Source organism: Propioniciclava tarda, from assembly GCF_900182665.1.
Classification (GTDB): domain Bacteria; phylum Actinomycetota; class Actinomycetes; order Propionibacteriales; family Propionibacteriaceae; genus Propioniciclava; species Propioniciclava tarda.
The window spans coordinates 1-22,050 of record NZ_FXTL01000017.1 but is presented as its reverse complement, the minus strand read 5'-3'; the positions used below and the strand labels follow the sequence as shown (position 1 = coordinate 22,050).

Genomic DNA, 22,050 nt, shown 5'->3' with positions numbered 1-22,050 from the left:
CTGTCAAGGCACATCCGGGGGCCTCCAGGCGGCCGTCAGGCAGACTTGGCGCTGCGGCGCCCGCGCCCGGCGAGCTGGGCCCGCGGCACCAGCTTGGGCTCGGCGCCGCTGCGGACCACGGCTTCGGTGACCTGGACCTGGGCCACGTCGTCCTCGCTGGGCACGTGATACATCACGTTCAGCAGGATCTCTTCGAGGATCGAGCGCAGCCCGCGCGCCCCGATGCCCCGCGCCATGGCCATCTCGGCGATCGCCTCGATGGCTTCGTCCGAGAAGTCGAGGTCGACGCCGTCCAGCTCGAAGAGCTTGCGGAACTGCTTCACCAGCGCGTTGCGCGGCTCCACGAGAATCCGGATGAGGGCCTCGGTGTCCAGCGGGTTGACCGTGGAGATCATCGGGAGGCGTCCAATGAACTCGGGGATCAGACCGAACTTGTGCAGGTCTTCCGGACGCACCTCTTCGAACGGGTTCGTGGAGGCGTCCTTGCGCAGCTCGATGTCGTTGTTGAACCCCAGCGGACGCTTGCCGATGCGCTGGTTGATGATCTCCTCCAGACCGGCGAAGGCACCGCCCACGATGAACAGGATGTTCGTCGTGTCGATCTGGATGAACTCCTGGTGCGGATGCTTGCGCCCACCCTGCGGCGGCACGGACGCCGTCGTGCCCTCCAGGATCTTCAGCAGCGCCTGCTGGACGCCCTCGCCCGACACGTCGCGCGTGATCGACGGGTTCTCGCTCTTGCGGGCCACCTTGTCGATCTCGTCGATGTAGATGATGCCGGTCTCGGCCTTCTTGACGTCGAAGTCGGCGGCCTGGATCAGCTTGAGCAGGATGTTCTCGACGTCTTCCCCGACGTAGCCCGCCTCGGTGAGCGCGGTCGCGTCCGCCATGGCGAACGGCACGTTCAGCATGCGCGCGAGCGTCTGCGCCAGGTAGGTCTTGCCGCAGCCCGTGGGCCCGATCAGCAGGATGTTCGACTTGCCCAGCTCGACCAGGTCGTCGTCCGGCGTCCGGCGTGGGGACGCCGTCGCCTGCGCCTGGACCCGCTTGTAGTGGTTGTAGACGGCGACCGCCAAGGCCTTCTTGGCGGTCTCCTGCCCGATCACGTAGTGGTCGAGGAAGGCGCAGATCTCGCGGGGCTTGGGCAGCTCCTCGATCAGGCCGACGTCGCGCGCCTCGGAGAACTCCTCCTCGATGATCTCGTTGCAGAGCTCGATGCACTCACAGCAGATGTACACCCCAGGCCCGGCAATGAGCTTCTTGACCTGCTTTTGGCTCTTTCCGCAAAAAGAGCACTTCACCAGGTCGGAGGTTTCCCCGATGCGCGCCACGTCAGTTCCTCGGCAGTTCCTTGAGCGACGTCAAGATGTCGTCGATGATGCCGTACTCCTTGGCCTGCTCGGCGGTCAGGTACTTGTCGCGGTCGACGTCGCGGCTGATGCGCTCGACGGGCTGGCCCGTGGCGTCGCTGAGCATCTTCTCCATGAGCGCACGGATCCGCAGGATCTCGTTCGCCTGGATCTCGAGGTCGGAACTCTGGCCGTAGCTGCCCTGGCCCATGGCCGGCTGGTGGATGAGGATCGTCGAGTTCGGCAGCGCCAAGCGCTTGCCCTTCGTGCCCGCCGCCAGCAGGATCGCGGCCGCCGACGCGGCCATGCCGAGGCACACCGTCTCGATCGGGGGCTTGATGTACTGCATCGTGTCGTAGATGGCCGTCATCGCCGAGAACGAGCCGCCGGGCGAGTTGATGTACATCGAGATCGGCCGCTCGGGATCCATCGACTGCAGGCACAGCAGCTGCGCCATCACGGCGTTCGCGATGTCGTCCGTCACCGGGGTGCCGAGGAAGATGATGCGGTCCTCGAACAGCTTCGTGTAGGGGTCGACGCGACGGACGCCGTAGCTCGTGCGCTCTTCCCACTGCGGGATGTAGTAGTCCATGGAGGCGCCCGCGGGCGCCAGGCCGCCGGGCATCAGGTTGCTCATGGGAGTCCTCACTGGTTCGGCGCGTCGGGCGACGTGATGTCGGCAGCGCGCGTGTAGACGTGGTCGATGAAGCCGTACTCCAGGGCCTGCTTCGCGGTGAACCACCGGTCGCGGTCGGAGTCGGCCTCGATCTGCTCGATGGTCTGGCCGGTGTGCTCGGCGATCAGCGCGGCCATCTCCTTCTTGGTGGCGATGATCTGCTCGGCGAGGATCTTGATGTCGGACGCCGTGCCGCCGATGCCGCCGGACGGCTGGTGCATCATGATCTTCGCGTGCGGCAGGGCGTACCGCTTGCCCGGGGTGCCCGCGCTCAGCAGGAACTGCCCCATCGAGGCGGCCAGGCCCATGGCCACGGTCGCAACGTCGTTGCTGATCCACTGCATGGTGTCGAAGATCGCCATGCCGGCGGTCACCGACCCGCCCGGCGAGTTGATGTAGAGGTAGATGTCCTTGGTCGGGTCTTCGGCGTTGAGGAGCAGCATCTGGGCGCAGATGGCGTTGGCGTTGTCGTCGCGCACCTCGTCGCCGAGGAAGATGATGCGGTTCTTCAGCAGCGCCTGGTAGACGGAGTCGCTCATGCCCACGCTGGAACTGGGGCCGGCCATGCGCGGCGCCTGTGCAGGTTCGTATTGAGTCACGGTGGTGAACCTACCTGTGCCGTCCGACAAAACTAAGGAGCGGCGTGCGGTGTTCGCTGACGGCCAAAGGTCGAGGGTGGAGAGTTGCCGCGTCGGCGTCCGATTGGAAAAACGACGGACGCCCCGCGCAGTCTGCGCGAGGCGTCCAGTTCGACCCAGCGGGGACTATTTGTCGGCGTCTGCCTTGGCCTTCTTGGCGGCGGGCTTCTTCGCCGGCTTCGCGGGAGCCTCGGCTTCGACGACCTCGACCGACTCGTCCAGCGTGCCGTCGGGACGGACCGCTGCCACGTTGACGACCTTGCCGTCCTCATCGGTGACCTTCGCCGCAGCCACGATCTTCTTGAGAGCCTTGGAACGGCGGATCTCCTGCATCCACTCGCCCATGTGGTTGTGCTCCATCATGTGCTGCATCTCCTGCTCGGGAGACGAGCCGCTCTGCTGCGCACGGCGGAACAGCATCTCGGTGAGCTCGGTCTGCTCGACGCCGATCTGATCGTCGTCAGCCAGCTTGTCGAGAACGATCTGGGCCTTGAGCGCCTTGAAGGTGTTGGTCTTGACGATCTCCCAGAACTCCTCGGGGGTGTTCGCCTCCTCCTCGGTGTTCTCCTCGAGGTAGCGCTCCAGCGTGAAGCCAGCCTGGGCGAGCTGCGACTCGATCTGCTCGGTACGAGCCGCGATCTGCGCGTCCACCATGCCCTGCGGAACGTCGAAGTCGACCTTGCTGATGAGCTCGTCGAGGACCTTGTCGGACGCCTCCTGCACCTGCTCCAGGCGCGCGATCTGGTCGACGCGGCCGCCCAGGTCCTCACGCATCTCGCCGACGGTGTCGAACTCGGAGATCATCTGTGCGAACTCGTCGTCGACCTCGGGCAGCTTCTCGGCCTGGACCTTGTGGACGACGACGTGAATGTCGGCCTCCTGGCCCTTGAACGGCCCGCCGAGCAGGGTGGACTTGAACGTGGCGTCCTCGCCGGCCTTGAGCCCGGTCACGGCCTCGTCGAGCCCGTCCAACATGCCGTCGGCGCCGACCTTGTACGTGATGCCCTCCGCGGCGGCGTCCACGATCTCCTTGCCGTCCTGACTGGCCTGGATGTCGACGGTCACGACGTCGCCGGCCTCGGCGGCGCGGTCGATGTCGGAGCGGGTGGCGAAGCGCTGGCGCATGACCTTGATGCGCTCGTCGATCTCGGCCTCGCGGTCCGGCACGGACGCGACGGTGGCGGACAGGGACGACAGCTCGGGCAGGTCGAACTCCGGACGCACGTCCACCTCGGCGGTGAACTCGACCAGCTGGCGATCCTCGAGCTTGGTGACGTCGATCTCGGGCTCGCCCAGCGGGACGACGCCGGCCTCTTCGACCGCCTTGCCGTAGGCGCCCGGCAGGGCCGCGTTGATGGCCTCCTGGAGCACGGCGCCGCGGCCGAACCGCTGATCGATGACGCCCGCGGGCACCTTGCCACGGCGGAAGCCGGGGATGTTCACGCTCTGGGCGATCTCCCGGTACGCCTTGTCGAGGTGCGGCTGCAGCTCGGCGAACGGGATCTCGATGGTGAGCTTGACCCGCGACGGGCCGAGCTTCTCAACGGTGCTGGGCACTTGAGGCACTCCTGGGTATCGATGGTGGACGGCAGTGGAGCGGATGACGGGAATCGAACCCGCGTAGCCAGTTTGGAAGACTGGGGCTCTACCATTGAGCTACATCCGCGTGCGACGCCGGCTTAGCCTAGCCGAACGACTCGGGCTGATCACATTCAGGGCCCGTGGACCCACCAGCAACACCATCCACAGCGGTCTGCGCACGCTCGTCGTCCCTGCGACCTCGCCGGCGCACCGCGGTCTCGCTCACGCCCAGGTCACGCGCAACGGCACTGGCACCGACCGTCGCAACGCGTTGACGCAGTTGCTCTGGGTCGGGCCACGCCACCTTGGAGCGGCCACTCGGCGTCCCTCGCCGTCGCGACGCGGAACATTGACGGCAGACCTGTGCCCGGGGCGTGACCCTCACCCCGCAGAGCTCGCAGTACCGATAGCGGTGTGCGTTGTGCCTGCCAAAGGTCTCGGACTGTGCATGACAGTTCGGACAGACCAGCCTCAGGTTCTCGAGCATATTGTCGGTCCGATTGCCGTTGATGTGGTCGACCTGCAAGACGAGCGGCCGGCCATTCCACTCGGGCGCCAGACCACAGACAGAACAGTGGTGATCCCACCCCAGGCGAAGTAGACGTCGACGAATCTTGGAGCCATCCCGGAACACTCCACTGCGGAAGAAGTCCTCATCCGAGATCAGGTTCGCCCTGCGGGCGGCCTCGGTGTTGTAGCGCGCCGGAAACTCCGGCATCGGGATCCCTTCAGACTCCAGCAACCCATGGACCCGTCGATACTGACCCGCGTTCACCTTCAAACCCAAGGCGATCAACACGTCCTTCAACGATCTCGCGCCGAGCAGCGCGGCCAGCAGGTCATCACGAGAGTATGTGGGGCGCCTCACGCCATCGACGGTAGATGGGCCCTCTGACAGAACGGGCCACGTGGTCGGGGCGGCGGGACTCGAACCCGCGATCTCTGCCACCCAAAAGCAGCGCGCTGGCCGCTACGCTACGCCCCGGTCAACGCAGGTGATCCTAGGGGCAGCGACCCGCAGATGCCCATTTGAGGGCTGCCCGCAGCCGGGCACTCCCTCAGTCCAAGTGGCCCATCAGCAGCCAGGCGAGTCCGTCCAGGCCGACCATGGCCGCGCCGTCCTCGGCGCATCCGGCGTAGTCGGCCAGCAGGAGGCGTTCGGTCTTGGCCGCCGTCAACGCGGCCAGCGCGCTCACCTCCCAGGACTCGGGGCAGAGCCTCAATACCGACGCCGCGACAGCCGCGCGGGACGCCGAGAGCCCGATCGGACGCCCCGGCAGGGTTCCGCCGAGCAGCGCGATGAGGCCCTGGACGCCGCCTGTCGCCACGTCTGCCCCCCGGTAGCCGAGCAGGGAGAGCTCCAGCGCGGACGCCTCGTCGGCAGCCGGGCGTGACAGCAGGGCCAGGGCCTCGGGCGGAGGCGTCCCCGATGCGGCGAGGCTTGCGAGCCAAAGCCGCATCACGACGAGCCCGTAGCCGGGCGTCACCGCGCGCCGACCGAGTAGGTTCCAGGTCGCCTGCACCTGCAGCGTTTCCCCTTGCAGGGACGCCGCGAGGCCGGCCGTCGCGTCCCCCAGCAGCGTGTCGCGGTCGAGCCAGTCCACGGCGTCCAGCCAGTCGAAGGCCCGCTCCGGATCCGGCGCCAGGCGCCGAGCGAGCGCGTCGGCGACGACGAACCCGGCGGCCTCACCCAGCCGCTGGGGACGCCGCGTCAGCAACTGTCCGACGAGATCGGCAACGACGTCCTCCAGGGGCGGAGCCGCGTCCAGCGGCAGCACACGACTCCCCCGCGGACCGTGAATGACGAGCTCGCGATGACCCGGGCTGCGCAGCGTCACGACGGACACGGTGTCCACGACGCTGACAGAGACGCCGTCCCCGCCGACCATGGCCTCGTCCGGCAGCGCCACCGTGATGTCATCGCCGACCTGGGCGATCGTCTCCGGCAGCCACGGGGGAAGGGACGCCGCCACGGCGTCCAAATCGTCAACGATGCTGATTTCCAGCAGGACCTCGTGACGCCGATGCGCCCCGAGGAGCGCCCCCGGCGGGCTCAGCAGGAAGGCCGAGCGGTCCGCGGGCGCTGGTTCGAGGAGCGAGCCGGACGCCTCCGCGACGAAGCACGTGTCCTGCGCGACGGGCCGCAGGAAGCCCCGCTTGAGCCGAACGAGGACGCAGGCTCCCGGGCCGCGGGTGGACGCGACCACGACGAAGCCCTCCAGCTCGGTCCCCCACGTCCAGCCGGACCAGCCGGGCTCGACGCTCACGGCGAAGCCCAGGAAGGGCAACTCGACGGGTGCATCGGACGTGTTGTCCACGGTCAGCGAGACCGAGACGGACCCGGGCTCTCGAACCATCCGGACGCGAGACAGCAGGCCCTCTGCCCGGAGCAGCGCGATCTCCTCGTCATCGGGCTCCCACTCCGCGACGGGCGTCCCTGGCACCGCAAACCTGAGTGTCGCCAGACCGGCGCCCGCGGCGTCCGAGATCTCCAGCGCGAGGTCCGGGCCCCACCGCACCGTCGGCGGCTGAGCGCTCACCGCGGGCCCCCGCGCGAGCCCTCCGGCTGGCAGGCCGGGCACCAGTAGAGGTTGCGGCCGTGGAAGGCCGCTCGGGCGACCGGGGTGCCGCAGACCAGGCACGGATCACCGGCCCGGCGGTAGACGTACACCTCTCCCCCGTGGCGGTCGACGCGCGGGGCCCGGCCGGTGGCCTCGGGGGTGTGCGGCTCCTCCACGGTGTCGATGCGAGCATCCCGGACGCCGAGGGGCATCAGTTCGACGAGGTCGGCCCACAGCGAGTCGAAGGTGTCGCGGGCGATGTGCTGGCCGGGCACCTCGGGGTAGATGCGATGCCGAAACAGCAGCTCGGCCCGATAGATGTTGCCGACTCCGGCGAAGATCGACTGGTCCATCATCAGCGCGCCGATCGCCTTCTTTGACCGGTGGACCTTCGCCCAGGCTCGCTCGGCGTCGGCGTCCGCGCGGAGGGGGTCCGGCCCGGAGGCCGCCAGCACGGCGTCCATCTCGGCGGACGTGATCAGCCGGCACCATTGCGGTCCGCGCAGATCGGCCCGGACGCCGCCGGCGGCGATCCGCAGCCGGAGGGTCTCCGGGCTCACCGGGACGTCGTCGGGGCCGATCTGCAGCTTGCCGATCAGGCCGAGGTGGATCCAGACGATGCGGTCGCCCTCGAAACGGACGAACAGATGCTTGCCGACGGCCTCGGCGCCCTCGAGGACGGTCCCGTCCAGCAGGACCGCGGCGTCGGCGAAGCGTCCCTGAGGTGAGCTCACCCGCACCGGACGCCCCCCGAAATCCGCGGTCAGCGTGCGGGCCAGCCGGTGCGTGACGTGGCCCTCAGGCATGCGCGCCCCCTTTCGTGGGTGGTCAGTCTAGGCTGCCCCCGTGGTGGACAGGCAGCTCGAGCCGGGCTTCGGCAGGGACGGGATCTCCGGCATGGTGACCCCTGGCCGGGCCCTGCGGTTGGCCTGCGTTCGGCGTCCGGCCGAGGCCGAGCCCATCCGACCAGACAACCCGCTCGACACCGCCCGCGCCCTCGCCTACGTCGTGGCGCGGGCGTCCGGGCGCCGGCTCCGGCAGCCGCCTGCGACGTTATGATCCGGGCGTGACCCACCCGACCCCCGGTACACCCGAGACCCCCTCGGGAGCCACGCGTGCGCCGTTGGCCGAGGGCGAGGCACCCGAGTCCACCCCGCTGGAGCGGGTCAAGAAGGCCTACGACCTCGTCTCGGACGTCGTCAGCCCCAAGACCATCGGCATCGTGGTGGCCGCCCTCGCGATCATCGTCGCAGGCCTGGTCGGCGGCTGGGACACCGTCGAAGCCGTCGACAAGGACGTTCCCACCGTCGAAGCCGGGACGCCGCTGGCGACCGGTCCCTTCGAGGTGACCCTGCTGCGGGCCTACTCCACCGACGGGATCAAGCCCGCCATCTACCCAGCCCAGGGCAAGCGGTACCTCGTGGTGGTCGCCGCCATCAAGGCCAGCGGCACCGAACCACAGTGGGCCAACCAGCTCCGGGAAGTGATCACGCTGTCCGCGCCCGGCCTCGACCAGAAGGCGATCCAGCCGACCGTCTACCGCCTGTCCGACGGCAAGATCGCCGGGCAGGCTCAGCCGTCGATGACCACCGAGGTGGTGTGCGTCTGGGAACAGCGCTCGTCAGCCCCCATCCCGCCCACGGCTCAACTACGCGTGGACCAGCGCTCGTGGCGGCAGTCGACGCTGGACGGGTCGTTCTACTGGCTCGATCCTGACCCGATCGCTGTCGTCCACCTCCCGATCACCCAGTTGGACCGGCCATGATCCGCGCGTCCCGCGAGACATTGCTCACGATCCTGCTGATCGTGGCGGCGCTCGCGGTCGGCAACGTGATCACCGCCCGCCTGCCGAAGGCCGACGAGGTCGCCAACCTGCCGTTCGTCCACACCGCCGCCCTCGGCGTCCCAGTCACGATGCGCACCGGCACGTTCGCGGTGACGAAGGTGGATGCCAGCCCCATCGTCGGAACACAGCTGGACACCGCGGTCACGGGGGGACTGTTCCTGGTCCTCACCGTCGACGTCACCGCCTCGGGCGAACCGCTCTACCCGGCGAGCGATGACCTGCGCATCGTGGCCTCCGACGGCCGCGAGTTCGGGGGCAGGCCTCCCGTGCGCGAGGTCTGCGGACCGGCCCAGCCCGGACTGACTCTGACCTGCATGCTGCCCGTCGAAATCACGCCTGACGCGCTGGCGGGCTCGCGGCTCAGGCTGCCCGCTGCGAATCGAGACATCGTCGGACCGGGTGAGTCGGAGTACGCGGAGATCGACCTCGGCATCAGCGCGGACGCTGCCGCCGAGCTGGCCGGCCGAACCACCCCGATCCTGCTCGCCAAGCCGACCGTCAAGGGGAAGTGACATGGACGCCGACGCCCCCTCCGTGGCCGACGAGCCGGCCACCCCGCGGCATGCGACAGCAGACAGGCGGTGGTGGGACCGCAACAAACTCTGGCTGTTGCTGCTGGCGCCCTTGCTCGCGCTGGCCCTGGCGGCCAGTGGCTTCCGGTTCGCCCGGCTGTACTTGCCCTGGAATTACACGCGTCCCCAGGTCACCGCGGGCACGACGCTCACCTTCAACCAGGACTGGGCCTACCAGGCCAAGCTCAAGGGCCATCGACAGGCGACGCTGACCGTGGTGAGCGTCCGGACGGCCGAGTCCGAGGACGGCCGCAAGGCTGCCCCGGGGGCGATCCTGTACCGCATCGAGCTGGAGTTCTCCGCAGCTCCCGACGTGCTCATGGAGGGCTGCAAGGTCTTTCTCCTTGGACCCGACGGCACGATGTACGGACGCGGCAGCGGCACGGTCGATCTCCCCGGCGCCATGCCCGGCTTCAGCCTGAGCTGCGTGCCGAGGGATGCCCCCGGTCCGAGCATCGACGCCGTGCATGACGTCATCAAGACCTCAGAGAGGGAACGACCCGCCACGTGGCGGGTGGTGGAGTCGATCGCGCTGCCCGAGGGCGTGAAGCCGACGCAGGTCCGCGTGCAGTGGGACCCGCCGGACTACGCGCTGCTGGGCGTGGGCACCTGAGCCTGCTGGCTCTCCGGGGCGGCGTCCGCCGTCGCCCGCTGCCCCAGGACGACGGCGTTGACCGCCGCGGCCAGCAAGGACAGGGCGATGACGAAGTAGAAGAGCCGCTGGAACATCGTCGAGTAGGGCGCGAGGGAGTAGAGGATCCACGGGTCTCGCGGGCCGACGGCGGTGCGGAACACCCAGGCCACCGCGACCTTGACCTGCGCCGCGATCACGAAGACCAGGCAAAACAGCACCATGGGGATCGTGCCGGCGCTCGCCACCTTGCCGATGGCCGTGACCGTATCCTTGATCGGGCTCGTGACCGGCTCGACAGCATGCGCCACGACCCGACGCACCGGGCTCGGGATGTGGTTGAGCCGCTCCGTGACCTGTTCCGGGGTCTCGAACTCGCGGCGTCCGGCGAGCTTCGCGCCGTAGACGGCGGCCCCGATGGCCAGCCACGCCACGGGCACGACCACGAGATCGCCCATGCTGCTCACGATGCCGCCGACGAACTCGACGAAGGTGCGTCCACCGATGTGCGGCAGGGCGGCCAGGAAGGCGTTCCACCAGTCCAGGAACCCGGAGATGAGGCGACGGGACGTGATCCAGGCGCTGATGGCCTCGATCTGGTTGGTGAGCGCATGCACGAGGGTGACCAGCCACAGCACCTCAAGGTAGGTGGCGATGAACGACCAGATGACTGCCTTCTTGCCCAACTCGGCCAGCATGATCACCTTGCGCAGGATCAGCACGACCACGATCAGCGCGAGGAGCGCGGGCCCTGACGCGTAGTCAGCGGCACGTCCGAAGTCGTAGGACCCCAGTGGCGCGTTCATCCATTCGTCGGCGGTGGCGTCGTAGATGAACGCGCGGGCGTCGTCGGCCAGTAGGCCCTGGGAGGCGTAGACGGCGAGGAACGGCACCAGCACCTGGGCCGTCGCGGCGAGGTTGCTGCGCCACCGCTCGCGGGGTGACACCCCCGTGAAGAGATCGCGGAAGGCCGGCAGCGACTCCGACGTCACCCTGACCATCAGCACCAGCGAGGTGAGCGTGGCCATCGGCGCGAGCGGCAGCAGGAAGATCGCCACCGTCGGGCTGACGTCCGACACCAGGACGACAAGCCACAGCGCCGCCATGCGGGCGGCCCAGCCGGCCAGGAAGAGCCCGACCAGCTGCGGCCAATGAGCGAGCAGCACGCGGAACCCGTCGGCCAGGATCGTCCCGACGCCGCGGAGCGCGCTTGTGAGGGTGGACACGGGCTCAGCGTAGGTGATCGCTTCGCCCCCTCTGAACCGTCCCGCTGAACAGCCACCGCCTCGAATCAGCCGCCGCGCGGGCACCGCTTTGGCGCGTGCCCACCGTCCAGGCGAACCGCAATCAGTCGAAGATCGGGCCGACCGTACGCGTCCGCTTGAGCTCGAAGAACCCGGGGTACGCCGTCATCTTCTCGAAGCCGTCGAACAAGTTGCCGGCCTCTTCACCCTTGGGTGCCGGCGAGATCACCGGTCCGAACATGGCCATGCCGTTCAGGTGCAGAACGGGCGTGCCGACGTCCATGCCGACGGGGTCCATGCCCTCGTGGTGCGAGACTCGCATCGCGGCGTCCATGGCATCGGTGTCGAAGACGTCGATCAACGACGCGAAGTCGGCATCGTCGGCGGCGTTGCCGCCGGCAACCGCCAGGTCAGCCAGCGCCGCCGCCACCGTTTCGCGCGTGCGGGGCTCCTGACCGGGGTGGAAGCGCGTCCCCAGCAGCGTGTAGAAGTCGCGCAGGGCGCCGGGCCCGAACTTCTGCCCCACCGCCACAGCGACGCGGGCCGGGCCCCAGGCCTCGTCCATGTGCTTGCGGTAATCCTCCGGCAGATCGCGGCCCTCGTTCAGCACCGCGAGGCTCATGACGTGGAACACGGTGCGGACGTCGCGCACCTTCTCCACCTCGAGCATCCAGCGCGAGGTCATCCAGGCCCACGGGCAGATCGGATCGAACCAGAAGTCAACAGTCGTCATGGGGCAACCCTAGATCCGCTGGCACATGTGGTCCCCACCAACCGAAACCGAAAAGTGAACCCCGTCCGCGGCGTCCCGCAGCCATCCGGTCTCGTCCGGCGAGCGGTTAGGGTGCTTTGAAAGCCCACCGTGGGCGTCCGTCAACGTCAGGACCTTCGATGTTCGCCGCCAACATTTCCCGCGCCGAGGCGCAGGCCCGCTCGACCCAGGTCCGCGTCGAGTCGTACGACGTCGTCATCGACCTGGACCCGCGGAGCACGGCGACGCCCGAACAGAACTTCCTGAGCTCCACCCGGGTTCGGTTCGAGGCGCTGACGGCCGCCGACACCTGCGTCAACCTCATCGCGGACGCCGTGGCCAACGCCACCCTGGACGGCCAGCCGCTCACCATCGACGACAAGACCTTCGACGGTGAGCACCTCTTCTTCTACGTCGAGCCCGGCGAGCACGAACTGATGGTCGCCTCGACGATGCGTTTCTCCCGCACCGGCGAGGGACTGCACCGGTTCGTCGACCCGGCGGACGATCGTGTCTACCTGTACAGCCAGTTCGAGACCGCGGACGCCCGCCGCGCCTTCGCGACGTTCGAGCAGCCTGACCTCAAGGCCACCTTCCGCTTCACGGTGATCGCCCCCGAGCCCTGGACCGTGATCTCCAACTCCCCCACCCCGGGGCTGCCGGAGGCGACCGACGGCGTCCGGCGCTGGGAGTTCGCGACCACCGAGCGGATGTCGACCTACATCACGGCGATCTGCGCCGGCGACTTCCACGTCGTCCACGACACCTACGACGCCCCGACCGGACGCCGCGACCTCTCGATCGCCTGCCGCGAGTCGCTGGCCTCCGCCCTGGACGCCGAGCGAATCTTCGAGACCACCAAGCGCGGCTTCGCCGTCTTCGAGGATGTCTTCGGCCAGCCGTACCCGTTCGACGACTACGCCCAGGTGTTCGTGCCCGAGTTCAACTTCGGCGCGATGGAGAATGCCGGCTGCGTGACGTTCCGCGATGAGTATCTGTTCCGCAGCCGCGTGACGGCGGCGTCCTACGAGGCGCGCGACAACACGATCCTGCACGAGATGGCGCACATGTGGTTCGGCGATCTCGTGACGATGAAGTGGTGGGACGACCTCTGGCTGAACGAGAGCTTCGCCGAGTGGGCGTCCCACTTCGTCCAGGAGCAGATCGCCGAGCAGTACAACACCGGCGTCGAGGTGTGGGCGACGTTCTGCAACCAGCGCAAAACGTGGGCCTACCGCCAGGACCAGCTGCCCTCGACCCACCCGATCGCCGCCGACATGTACGACCTCGAAGCGGTCGAGCTGAACTTCGACGGCATCACCTACGCCAAGGGCGCGTCCACGCTCCGCCAGCTCGTGGCCTACGTCGGTCTGGAGCCCTTCATCGCGGGCGTACGGGCGTACTTCGTCAAGCACGCCTGGGGCAACACCGAGCTGGCCGACCTCCTGACCGAGCTGGAGGCCTCCTCCGGACGCGACCTCTCCCGGTTCACCACCGAGTGGCTGCAGACGGCCGGCGTCAACACGATGGCCGCCGACTTCGACGTGGACGCCGAGGGCCGGTTCACCCGCTTCGAGGTGCGGCAGAGCGCGCACCCGAGCTGGCCGACGCTGCGCCAGCACCGGATGGCGATCGGCCTCTACAACCTGGCCGGCGACAAGCTGGTCCGCAGCGAGCGCCTGGAACTCGACGTCGACGGCCCGATGACCGACGTGCCCGAGTTCGTCGGCATGTCCCAGCCGGACCTGATCCTGCTCAACGACGACGACCTGACCTACACGAAGATCCGGTTCGACGAGCGCTCGCTGGCGACGCTGGTCGCCCACGCCGCCGGGCTGCCCACCGCGCTTGCGCGCGCCCTGTGCTGGGGCGCCACCTGGGACATGTGCCGCGACGCCCAGCTGTCGGCGTCCGACTACGTCGATCTGGTGCTGCGCGGCGTGGGCGTCGAGACCGACCTGACGGCCGTCTCGTCGCTGCTGATGCAGGCCCGGTCGGCCGTGGACTACTACGCCCCCCGCGAGGAGCGCCGCGCGCTGGCGTCCCACTTCTCGGCCGGACTGGCCGAGTTGCTGGCGGCGGCCCAGCCCGGCTCCGACCACCAGCTAGCCCTGGCCCGCGCGTTCTCCGCGTCAGTTCCGGACGCCGCGGCTGCGGCTCCGCTGCGGGGCTGGCTCGACGGGCACGGCGTCCCGGACGGGCTCGCCGTGGACGCCGACCTGCGGTGGCGTCTGCTGACGGACCTGTGCCGGGTGGGCGCCGCGTCCGAGGCCGACATCGCGGCAGAGCAAGCCCGGGACGCGACCGCCACCGGCGCAGAGAAGGCCGCGGGCGCACTCGCCGCGCTGGCGACACCCGAGGCCAAGGCCGCCTCGTGGCACCGCGCCGTCGACGAGGACACCCCGAACGAGACGCACTCCCAGATCTGCGCCCAGTTCATGCAACTCGACCAGGACGAACTGCTGGCGCCCTACGCCGACCGTTATCTGGAGGTCGCCGAGTGGGTCGCCGACGGTACGCACGGCTGGGGCGGCCGGTCGACGACGATCCGTCAGCACGTGCTGATGCTGCTGTTCCCGCGGCCGCTGGCCGACCGCGCCTACCTCGATCGCGTCCAGGCGTGGCTCGACGCGAAGCAGCCCAACGACTTCGTGCGGCGGCTGGTGTCCGAGCGACTCGACGACGCAGAGCGGGCGCTGCGCTGCCAGGAAGCCGCCCACTAGGACGAACGGCTAAGGCCGAGCGGAACCCGGTGCGGGAGCCCCCGCGCCGGGACGCCGGAACGGCGGAGGCACGAGGAACAGGGCGGCGACCAGGGCGATGCCCAGGACGCCAGCGGGCAGCAGGAGCGACTCGGCCATGGCGGCCGCGAAGGGTGCCCTGATCGGCTCGGGAAGCACCATCCCGGACGCCCCCGCGCTGGGCGCGGCGCCGGGCAGGTGCGCGGCGATCCGCGCCTCCATCAGGGCGGCGATCGACGCGCTGCCGATGACGGCCCCCAGCTGCCGCGTCGTGTTGTAGATCCCCGAGCCCGCGCCGGCCCACTGCGGCGGCAGGCTGCGGTTGGCCGTGGTCGACAACGGACCCCAGACGAACGAGCCGCCGATCCCGAGCAGGGCGGCGGGCAGCAGGAACAGCCAGATCGGTGTGTCGGGACGCATCAGCCAGGCCATCCAGACCATGCCGCCCAGGTAGGCGACGGCCCCCGGCGCGATGAGCACGCGCGGGTTCACGACGCGATCGACGAGGCGTCCGACGAAGCGAGCCAGGATCACCGACATCACGGCCGACGGCGCCAGCACCAGCGCACCCTGGGTCGGCGTCAGCCCGCGCACGGTCTGCAGGAAGAAGATCAGCGGCAGGTTGAACGTGGTCACAGCGAAGCCGGTCGACGTCACTGCGATGTTGGCGAGCGCGAAGTTCCGGTCCCGCATCACCGCCAGCGGCAGCAGGGGTTCCCCGCGCTGAACGCCCTGCCACACCACGAACAGCGCCAGCAGCACGAGGCCCGCGACGATCAGGCCGACGACGCTGATCGGACCCACGATGGGCCCCCAGTCGTAGGTATTGCCCTCCTGGAGCCCGAAGACGATGAGGAACATGCCCGCCACGAAGAGCGCGACGCCCGGCAGGTCGAAGCGGTGCGCGTGGGTCGGGAGCTTGGGCACGAACCGCGACGCCGCGATCAGCGCCGCGATCCCGATGGGGACGTTCACGAAGAAGATCGACTCCCAGCCGAAGGCGTCGACCAGGACGCCGCCGGCGATGGGTCCGACCAAGCCCGCGACACCGGCCACCGAGCCCCAGACGCCCATGGCCACCCCGCGGCGCTGCGGCGGGAAGATGCGGGTGATGATCGCCATCGTCTGCGGGGAGATGAAGGACGCCCCCAGGCCTTGTGCGGCGCGCGCGGCGACGAGCATGCCGAGTCCCCCGCCGGGGAGCATGCCGGCGAGGCCGCACCACGCCGAGGAGAGCGTGAACACCGCGAGGCCCACGAGGAACATCCGGCGCGGGCCGAAGCGGTCGCCGAGGCGTCCGGTCACCAGCAGGGGCACCGCGTAGGCGAGCAGGTAGGCCGACGTCACCCACACCACGCCGCTGTAGTCGCCTCCGAGGCCGAGGCCGCGCATGATGGCCGGATTGGCGACGGAGACGATCGTCGCGTCCAGCATGATCATGAAGAAGCCCACCACGAGCGACCACAGGGCCGCCCAGAGTTGGCGGTCGGTCAGCTGCGCTGGGGCAACACTTGACTGTGGGTGGTGGGTCACGGCGGAACCTTACGCCTCGCTGCTGGGAGGGCCGATCCACCCCCTTGGCAAAGTCTCTCGATTTCGAGATACTTGCCGAGCCGGCCGACGCAGAACGCGAGCGTCGGCGTCCCGACCAAGACCCGTTCGGACGCCGAAGGTGCCGCTTCCGCGATAGCGTCGGCATCAAGCTGCGACGACGCACACAAGGGAGACAACGGCACCGATGGCCAAGATCATGTACACCCGCACGGACGAGGCTCCGCTGCTCGCGACCTACTCCTTCCTCCCCATCGTGGAGGCCTACTGCAAGCCCGCTGGCGTGGAGGTGGAGCTGCGCGACATCTCGCTCGCCGGACGCATCCTCGCTCAGTTCGGCGAGTTCCTGACCGAGGATCAGCGCATCGAGGACGCCCTCGGCTCGCTCGGCGAGCTGGCGAAGTCGCCGGACGCCAACATCATCAAGCTGCCCAACGTGTCGGCGTCCATGCCGCAGTTGGTGGCGGCCATCAAGGAGCTGCAGGCCAAGGGCTACGCGGTGCCCGATTACCCGGAGTCGCCGGCCACGGACGCCGAGCGGGCGATCCAGACGCGCTACGACGCGATCAAGGGCTCGGCCGTGAACCCGGTCCTGCGCGAGGGCAACTCCGACCGCCGCGCGCCGTTGGCGGTCAAGAATTACGCGCGGAAGCACCCCCACTCGATGGGCGCCTGGTCGCCGGACTCGAAGACCAACGTCGCCACCATGGGCCACGACGACTTCCGCTCCAACGAGCAGAGCTACGTGAGCCCCGCCGCCGACGTGCTGAGCGTGAACCTCGTCGCGAACGACGAGACGACGACGCTGAAGCAGATCAAGGTACAGCCGGGCGAGGTCGTGGACGCCACGTTCATGAACGTCAAGGCGCTGGACGAGTTCCTCAAGGCCGCGATCAAGCGCGCCAAGGACGAGGGCGTCCTGTTCTCGGTGCACCTGAAGGCCACGATGATGAAGGTCTCCGACCCGATCATCTTCGGCCACGTCGTGCGCGCGTTCCTGCCGACCACGTTCAAGCAGTACGGCAAGGCCCTCGAGGCCGCCGGACTCAACGGCAACAACGGCCTGGGCGCGATCCTGGACGGCCTGAAGGACGTCCCCTACGGGGACGCCATCGCGGCGTCCATCGACGCCGACATGAAGTCCGGCCCGTGGATCGCCATGGTCAACTCCGACAAGGGCATCACGAACCTGCACGTGCCGTCCGACGTCATCGTGGACGCCTCGATGCCGGCCATGATCCGCACGTCGGGCCACATGTGGAGCCGCGACGGCAAGGAGTACGACGCGCTCGCCGTCATTCCGGACTCGTCCTACGCGGGCGTCTACCAGGCCGTGATCGACGACTGCCGCGCCAACGGCGCGTTCGATCCACGCACGATGGGCACCGTTCCCAACGTCGGCCTGATGGCCCAGAAGGCCGAGGAGTACGGCAGCCACGACAAGACCTTCGAGATTCCGGCCGCCGGGGTCGTCCAGGTCGTCACCGGCGCCGGCGAGGTCGTCATGGAGCACACCGTTGCGAAGGGCGACATCTGGCGCGCCTGCCAGACCAAGGACGCCCCGATCCAGGACTGGGTCAAGCTCGCGGTCAACCGGGCCCGCCTCTCGGGCATGCCCGTGATCTTCTGGCTCGATCCCGAGCGCGCCCACGATCGGGTCATGAAGTCGCTGGTCGAGAAGTACCTGGCCGACCACGACACGACCGGGCTGGACATCACCATCGCGTCGCCCGTCGAGGCCTGCAAGACGTCGATCAAGCGCATCCGCGCCGGTCTTGACACCATCGGCGCCACCGGGAACGTGCTGCGTGACTACAACACCGACCTGTTCCCGATCCTCGAGCTGGGCACCTCGGCCAAGATGCTGTCCGTCGTTCCGCTGATGGCCGGCGGCGGCTTGTTCGAGACGGGCGCCGGCGGCTCTGCCCCGAAGCACGTGCAGCAGCTGGTCGAGGAGAACTACCTGCGTTGGGACTCCCTCGGCGAGTTCCTGGCGCTGGCCGAGTCGCTCGAGCACCTGGCCAACACTGAGCACAACGCGAAGGCGTCCGTGCTGGCGAAGGCTCTCGACCGCGCGACCGGGAAACTGCTGGACGAGAACAAGTCCCCCGCGCGACGCGTCGGTCAGATCGACAACCGCGGCTCGCACTTCTGGGAGGCGCTGTACTGGGCCCAGGAGCTGGCCGCGCAGACCGACGACGCCGAGCTGGCCGCGCTCTTCGCGCCCATCGCGGAGGAACTGACGGCGAAGGCGTCCGAGATCGACGCCGAGCTGATCGCCGTCCAGGGCAAGCCGGTCGACATCGGCGGCTACTACGCCCCGGACGACGCCCTGGCCACCGCGGTCATGCGTCCGTCGGCGACCTTCAACGGGATCATCGCCAAGCTGGGCTGATGCCTCACCGAAGCGCCGGATCCCTACGGGGGTCCGGCGCTTCGTCGTTGTCGGTAGGGTCGGCGTCCATGACGACCGTGCGCGACATCATGGGCTGGCTCGAGGACGCCTATCCCCCGGCCTTGGCCGAATCCTGGGACCGGATCGGGCTGGACTGCGGCGATCCGGACGCCGAGGTCACCACCATCGGCTTCGCCGTCGATCCCACGGACGCGACCGTTGCCGAGGCGGTCGACCGCGGCGCTGAACTGCTCGTCACCCACCACCCGCTGATGCTCCGCGGCGTCACCGCGATCCGGTTCGACGAGCCCAAGGGACGCCTCGTCAAGGCCATGCTGGACGCCGGCCTCTCCCACTTCTGCGGCCACACCAACGTCGATCACGCGGTCAACGGCGCATCGGACGCCCTCGCCGCGGTCCTCGACCTGGGCGACGTCGTGCCGCTGGTGCCGCTAGCGGGTACCGACGCGGTGGGCACCGGACGCGTCGGCGTCCTACCGACACCGCTCACGGGCGAGGCTGTCGCGCGCCGCCTGTCGGAGGCCCTGCCGCGCACCGCGACCGGCATCCGGGTCGGCGGGGACGCGCAGCGGCTGGTGCGGAGGGTCGCCGTCGTCGGGGGCTCTGGAGATTCGTTCCTGGACGCCGCCCGCGCGGCCGGCGTGGATGCCTACGTCACCGCCGACCTGCGCCACCACGTGGCCCAGGACTTCCTCGCCTGGCAGGACGCGCCGTTGCTCATCGACGTCGCACACATGGCGTCCGAGTGGGTGTGGCTCCCGTGGGCCCAACGGCTCGTCCGGGAGCGAGCGGCAGCCGACGGCGTCCGGCTGGACACCTACGTGTCGACGATCGTCACCGATCCGTGGACGCTGCGCGTCTGAGCCACAAGGGCCGCTGGGCGTGGCCCGTTGACACCCCGAATCGGCCTTAACAGCACGTTCCCCCCCGCTGGGTAGGTGAACGTGCTGTTAACGCCGTGTCGTCGGCCCTAGGGACCCTGCAGCGGGCGAACGCGCTGGATCTCGGAGTGCCGGGTCAGGGGTGCAGCGTGTCCGGGTCGTTCTTCACCGGACGCGTCGGCCGGTCGGGACGACCCTCGTTGTGCAGCGCCGCCTGATGCACGAGCTCGCGGCGCGCTTCGAGCTGCTCGGTCGACGGCAGGATCTCGGCGTGCCCCTCGGGCACCTCGACGGGCTTGACCGCGGCGTCCTGGGCGAGCCAGCGGCGCCCCATGCCGAGCGCCATGATCAGGATCGCGATCCCCGCTGGGATGAACAGGATCAGCGTCAGGGTCTCCAGCAGCGTCGGCTCCACAGCCGTGGGGAAACCGGGCAGCGTGCCGCGCAGGACGGGGATCAGCAGAGTCGACATGGCCGCACCCTACCGAACGCCCGACGGGCGGCGCAGCAGGCGTGTCCGCCCCTGCGAACCGATAGATTGAGCGACCGGCGAGCCGACCCGGCCACGGGCCCGATGATCGAACGGAGAAGCGATGTCAGGACTGCTCATCACCGGCGCAACACTGTCCGACGGCACGAGGAGCGACCTGCTGATCCGGGGCGGGGTCTTCGTCGATCCGTCGGACGGCTCCGCGTCCGATCGCCGCCTGGACGCCCATGGCCTGCTCGCCCTACCCGGCTTCGTCGACCCCCACACGCACCTGCGCGAACCCGGCCGCACGGACGCCGAGACCGTCGCCACCGGCACGCGCGCGGCCGCGCGCGGCGGCTTCACCGCGGTCCACGCCATGGCGAACCTGAGCCCGGTCACGGACACCGGCGCGGCGGCGTCCGACCTGATGGCGATCGCCCAACGGGACTCCTCCGCCGAGGTCGTGGTCGTCGGCGCCCTCACGAAAGCCCTGGCCGGCGAGCAGCTGTCCGACATCGACGGCCTGCATGCCGCCGGCGTGACGATGTTCTCCGACGACGGCCGCTGCGTGATGAACGCGCAACTGATGCGCGAGGCGTTCGAGAAGATCAAGGCGTTCGACGGCGTCCTCGCCCAGCACTGTCAGGACCACAACCTGGCCGGCGCGGAGGCGTCCTGCCACGAGTGCGCGATCTCGGCACGGCTGGGCCTGCCCGGCTGGCCCAGCGTGGCGGAGTCGTCCATCATCGCCCGCGACATCGAACTCGCCGCCTACACCGGCGCCCGCTACCACGCCTGCCACATCTCGACCGCCGAGTCCGTCGAGGTGATCCGCTGGGCCAAGGGCCGCGGCTTGCCGGTCACGGCCGAGGTCATGCCGCACCACCTGCTGCTGACCACCGACCTGCTGGCCAGCCTCGACACCACGTTCAAGGTCAATCCCCCGCTGCGCACCGACGAGCACGTCGAGGCCGTGCGCGCGGGCCTCGCCGACGGCACCATCGACATGGTCGGGACGGACCATGCCCCGCACGCGGCGTCCGACAAGGCGAAGCCCTTCGTCCTGGCCCCGCCCGGGATGCTCGCCCTCGAGCAGGCGCTCGCGGTCGTCATGGAGACGATGGTCATCCCCGGACGCCTCACCTGGGAACAAGTCGCCGACCGCATGTCCTACGCCCCGGCGCGGCTCACGCGCCTGGCCCGGCAGGGGCGTCCGATCGCCGTCGGGGAGCCGGCGAACGTCGTCCTCGTCGATCCGGACGCCCGCGCCGCGGTCGACCGCGAGGCCACGGCGTCCAAGTCTCGGAACAACCCCTACCACGGACGCCTGCTGCCGGATCCGGTCGTGGCGACCGTCTGGGCCGGACGCGTCACCTTCGAGCGATGACGGACGCCGCCGCTCCCGGCCCGCTCGGACGCACCCGCCTCGGCCGCTGGGTCTGGAAGCACCGCTACGGGCTGTCGCTGCTCTACATCCCGGCGTTCATCGGCTACTTCCTGACCACGGAGCACCGCGAGCGCGCGCACGAGACCAGCGTCCGTTGCGCCCTGGACGACAAGATTCCCTTCCGCGAGGAGTGGATCCTGGCCTACGGCGCCTGGTTCCCCTACCTGCTGGGCTTCGCGGGCTGGCTGTATGCCAACGACAAGGATCGCTCCGAGTACAAGCGCGCCTATTACCACCTCGTCGCGGGCATGACGATCATCCTCGTCATCTACGAGCTGTGGCCGAACCGCCAGGACCTGCAGCCCGCCACCTATCCGCGCGAGAACCTGTTCACCGAGGTCGTGCGGCGCCTCCAGACGTTCGACAGCCAGAGCAACGTCTGCCCGAGCCTGCACGTGTACACGACGCTGTGCGTCAACGACGCCCTGCAGAGCTCGAAGCTCCTCAAACACCCGGAGATCGTGCGGCCGGCATCCTGGGTGCTCACCGGGCTCATCTCGGCGTCCACGTGCTTCCTCAAGCAACACTCGGTGCTGGACGGCATCGCCGCGGCCGGCCTGTTCGGCGTCCTCAAGGCGGCACCGCGCCTGCTGCGCCCCTAGGAGCCTGCTGAACAATCCGTCCGCGAGTCCGCCGCGTTGATCGGTTCTGGGCTGGAATTGTTGGGTTGTGCAGGGTGAGTCGAGTCCGCAG

20 protein-coding genes and 2 tRNA genes are annotated in these 22,050 nt (G+C 69.2%); 9 read left to right on the top strand and 13 right to left on the bottom strand.

Going from position 1 to position 22,050, the window contains the following annotated elements; translation table 11 throughout:
• Window positions 1-35: 35 nt before the first annotated feature.
• The 9 genes from clpX to FN821_RS11730 form a co-directional block, all read right to left on the bottom strand.
• Window positions 36-1,331 carry an ATP-dependent Clp protease ATP-binding subunit ClpX gene (gene clpX, locus FN821_RS11770; protein WP_131172802.1) on the bottom strand — a complete coding sequence of 432 codons (1,296 nt, stop codon included), beginning with the start codon at window positions 1,329-1,331 and terminating at the stop codon, window positions 36-38.
• Window position 1,332: 1 nt separating this feature from the next.
• Window positions 1,333-1,986 (bottom strand): ATP-dependent Clp protease proteolytic subunit, encoded by a 654-nt coding sequence (locus FN821_RS11765; RefSeq protein WP_131172801.1) that lies wholly within the window; start codon window positions 1,984-1,986, stop codon window positions 1,333-1,335.
• Window positions 1,987-1,994: 8 nt separating this feature from the next.
• A complete protein-coding gene (locus FN821_RS11760; protein WP_131172844.1) occupies window positions 1,995-2,591 on the bottom strand; it encodes an ATP-dependent Clp protease proteolytic subunit in 597 nt (198 codons plus the stop codon).
• Window positions 2,592-2,789: 198 nt separating this feature from the next.
• Window positions 2,790-4,220, bottom strand: coding sequence for a trigger factor (gene tig, locus FN821_RS11755; protein WP_131172800.1), 1,431 nt, complete (start codon window positions 4,218-4,220; stop codon window positions 2,790-2,792).
• 35 nt (window positions 4,221-4,255) lie between these two features.
• Window positions 4,256-4,329: transfer RNA gene (locus FN821_RS11750), tRNA-Gly, on the bottom strand.
• An 18-nt stretch (window positions 4,330-4,347) separates the two neighbouring features.
• Entirely contained in the window at window positions 4,348-5,112 is a 765-nt protein-coding gene (locus FN821_RS11745; protein ID WP_131172799.1) for an HNH endonuclease signature motif containing protein, read from the bottom strand.
• Between the two features lie 41 nt (window positions 5,113-5,153).
• A tRNA-Pro gene (locus FN821_RS11740) sits at window positions 5,154-5,229 on the bottom strand.
• A 73-nt stretch (window positions 5,230-5,302) separates the two neighbouring features.
• Entirely contained in the window at window positions 5,303-6,826 is a 1,524-nt protein-coding gene (locus FN821_RS11735; protein ID WP_131172798.1) for a hypothetical protein, read from the bottom strand.
• Window positions 6,781-7,611 carry an Fpg/Nei family DNA glycosylase gene (locus tag FN821_RS11730; protein ID WP_131172797.1) on the bottom strand — a complete coding sequence of 277 codons (831 nt, stop codon included), beginning with the start codon at window positions 7,609-7,611 and terminating at the stop codon, window positions 6,781-6,783. The genes FN821_RS11735 and FN821_RS11730 overlap by 46 nt, the downstream gene beginning before the upstream one ends.
• Window positions 7,612-7,651: 40 nt before the next feature.
• On the opposite strand from FN821_RS11730, the gene FN821_RS11725 reads away from it, so the two are divergent.
• Genes FN821_RS11725 through FN821_RS11710 form a run of 4 tightly spaced genes read left to right on the top strand, consistent with a single transcriptional unit; the run spans window position 7,652 to window position 9,836 of the window.
• Window positions 7,652-7,864, top strand: a complete 213-nt coding sequence (locus FN821_RS11725) for a hypothetical protein (protein ID WP_131172796.1) — start codon at window positions 7,652-7,654, stop codon at window positions 7,862-7,864.
• A 7-nt stretch (window positions 7,865-7,871) separates the two neighbouring features.
• Window positions 7,872-8,570 (top strand): hypothetical protein, encoded by a 699-nt coding sequence (locus FN821_RS11720; protein ID WP_131172795.1) that lies wholly within the window; start codon window positions 7,872-7,874, stop codon window positions 8,568-8,570.
• The gene (locus tag FN821_RS11715; protein WP_131172794.1) at window positions 8,567-9,163 is read left to right on the top strand and encodes a hypothetical protein; all 597 of its coding nucleotides are present in this window, start codon (window positions 8,567-8,569) and stop codon (window positions 9,161-9,163) included. Before FN821_RS11720 ends, FN821_RS11715 begins: the two co-directional genes overlap by 4 nt.
• 1 nt (window position 9,164) lies before the next feature.
• A complete protein-coding gene (locus FN821_RS11710) occupies window positions 9,165-9,836 on the top strand; it encodes a hypothetical protein (RefSeq protein ID WP_131172793.1) in 672 nt (223 codons plus the stop codon).
• Here the strand turns inward: FN821_RS11710 and FN821_RS11705 are convergent.
• Together FN821_RS11705 and FN821_RS11700 are read right to left on the bottom strand one after the other, a co-directional pair.
• Window positions 9,809-11,080 carry a hypothetical protein gene (locus FN821_RS11705; protein ID WP_131172792.1) on the bottom strand — a complete coding sequence of 424 codons (1,272 nt, stop codon included), beginning with the start codon at window positions 11,078-11,080 and terminating at the stop codon, window positions 9,809-9,811. The genes FN821_RS11710 and FN821_RS11705 overlap by 28 nt on opposite strands.
• 121 nt (window positions 11,081-11,201) lie before the next feature.
• On the bottom strand, window positions 11,202-11,831 hold the full coding sequence (locus tag FN821_RS11700; protein WP_131172791.1) for a mycothiol-dependent nitroreductase Rv2466c family protein: 630 nt from the start codon (window positions 11,829-11,831) through the stop codon (window positions 11,202-11,204).
• Between the two features lie 158 nt (window positions 11,832-11,989).
• On the opposite strand from FN821_RS11700, the gene pepN reads away from it, so the two are divergent.
• Window positions 11,990-14,572, top strand: coding sequence for an aminopeptidase N (pepN, locus tag FN821_RS11695; RefSeq protein ID WP_131172790.1), 2,583 nt, complete (start codon window positions 11,990-11,992; stop codon window positions 14,570-14,572).
• Window positions 14,573-14,581: 9 nt separating this feature from the next.
• Here the strand turns inward: pepN and FN821_RS11690 are convergent, their stop codons facing one another.
• The gene (locus FN821_RS11690; protein WP_165489357.1) at window positions 14,582-16,123 is read right to left on the bottom strand and encodes a DHA2 family efflux MFS transporter permease subunit; all 1,542 of its coding nucleotides are present in this window, start codon (window positions 16,121-16,123) and stop codon (window positions 14,582-14,584) included.
• Between the two features lie 205 nt (window positions 16,124-16,328).
• Between FN821_RS11690 and FN821_RS11685 the strand changes: the two genes are divergently transcribed.
• Complete coding sequence (locus FN821_RS11685) at window positions 16,329-18,536, top strand: NADP-dependent isocitrate dehydrogenase (protein WP_131172789.1); 2,208 nt, start codon at window positions 16,329-16,331, stop codon at window positions 18,534-18,536.
• Between the two features lie 68 nt (window positions 18,537-18,604).
• Complete coding sequence (locus tag FN821_RS11680) at window positions 18,605-19,420, top strand: Nif3-like dinuclear metal center hexameric protein (RefSeq protein WP_131172788.1); 816 nt, start codon at window positions 18,605-18,607, stop codon at window positions 19,418-19,420.
• Window positions 19,421-19,574: 154 nt separating this feature from the next.
• On the opposite strand, the gene FN821_RS11675 is transcribed toward FN821_RS11680, so the two are convergent.
• Window positions 19,575-19,910, bottom strand: coding sequence for a hypothetical protein (locus FN821_RS11675; protein WP_131172787.1), 336 nt, complete (start codon window positions 19,908-19,910; stop codon window positions 19,575-19,577).
• A gap of 121 nt (window positions 19,911-20,031) precedes the next feature.
• Between FN821_RS11675 and FN821_RS11670 the strand changes: the two genes are divergently transcribed.
• Window positions 20,032-21,297: a dihydroorotase gene (locus FN821_RS11670; protein ID WP_131172786.1), complete on the top strand. Its 1,266-nt coding sequence runs from the start codon at window positions 20,032-20,034 to the stop codon at window positions 21,295-21,297.
• Window positions 21,294-21,959, top strand: coding sequence for a phosphatase PAP2 family protein (locus FN821_RS11665; RefSeq protein ID WP_131172785.1), 666 nt, complete (start codon window positions 21,294-21,296; stop codon window positions 21,957-21,959). The genes FN821_RS11670 and FN821_RS11665 overlap by 4 nt, the downstream gene beginning before the upstream one ends.
• Window positions 21,960-22,050: the final 91 nt, after the last annotated feature.

Bases quoted from the DNA above. Each gene is read 5' to 3' on its own strand.
- FN821_RS11665 (WP_131172785.1), top strand. From the start codon at position 21,294: ATGACGGACGCCGCCGCTCCCGGCCCGCTCGGACGCACCCGCCTCGGC.
- FN821_RS11685 (WP_131172789.1), top strand. From the start codon at position 16,329: ATGGCCAAGATCATGTACACCCGCACGGACGAGGCTCCGCTGCTCGCG.
- FN821_RS11710 (WP_131172793.1), top strand. From the start codon at position 9,165: ATGGACGCCGACGCCCCCTCCGTGGCCGACGAGCCGGCCACCCCGCGG.
- FN821_RS11730 (WP_131172797.1), bottom strand. From the start codon at position 7,611: ATGCCTGAGGGCCACGTCACGCACCGGCTGGCCCGCACGCTGACCGCG.
- pepN (WP_131172790.1), top strand. From the start codon at position 11,990: ATGTTCGCCGCCAACATTTCCCGCGCCGAGGCGCAGGCCCGCTCGACC.
- FN821_RS11675 (WP_131172787.1), bottom strand. From the start codon at position 19,910: ATGTCGACTCTGCTGATCCCCGTCCTGCGCGGCACGCTGCCCGGTTTC.
- FN821_RS11700 (WP_131172791.1), bottom strand. From the start codon at position 11,831: ATGACGACTGTTGACTTCTGGTTCGATCCGATCTGCCCGTGGGCCTGG.
- FN821_RS11680 (WP_131172788.1), top strand. From the start codon at position 18,605: ATGACGACCGTGCGCGACATCATGGGCTGGCTCGAGGACGCCTATCCC.
- FN821_RS11765 (WP_131172801.1), bottom strand. From the start codon at position 1,986: ATGAGCAACCTGATGCCCGGCGGCCTGGCGCCCGCGGGCGCCTCCATG.
- FN821_RS11760 (WP_131172844.1), bottom strand. From the start codon at position 2,591: ATGGCCGGCCCCAGTTCCAGCGTGGGCATGAGCGACTCCGTCTACCAG.
- FN821_RS11715 (WP_131172794.1), top strand. From the start codon at position 8,567: ATGATCCGCGCGTCCCGCGAGACATTGCTCACGATCCTGCTGATCGTG.
- FN821_RS11670 (WP_131172786.1), top strand. From the start codon at position 20,032: ATGTCAGGACTGCTCATCACCGGCGCAACACTGTCCGACGGCACGAGG.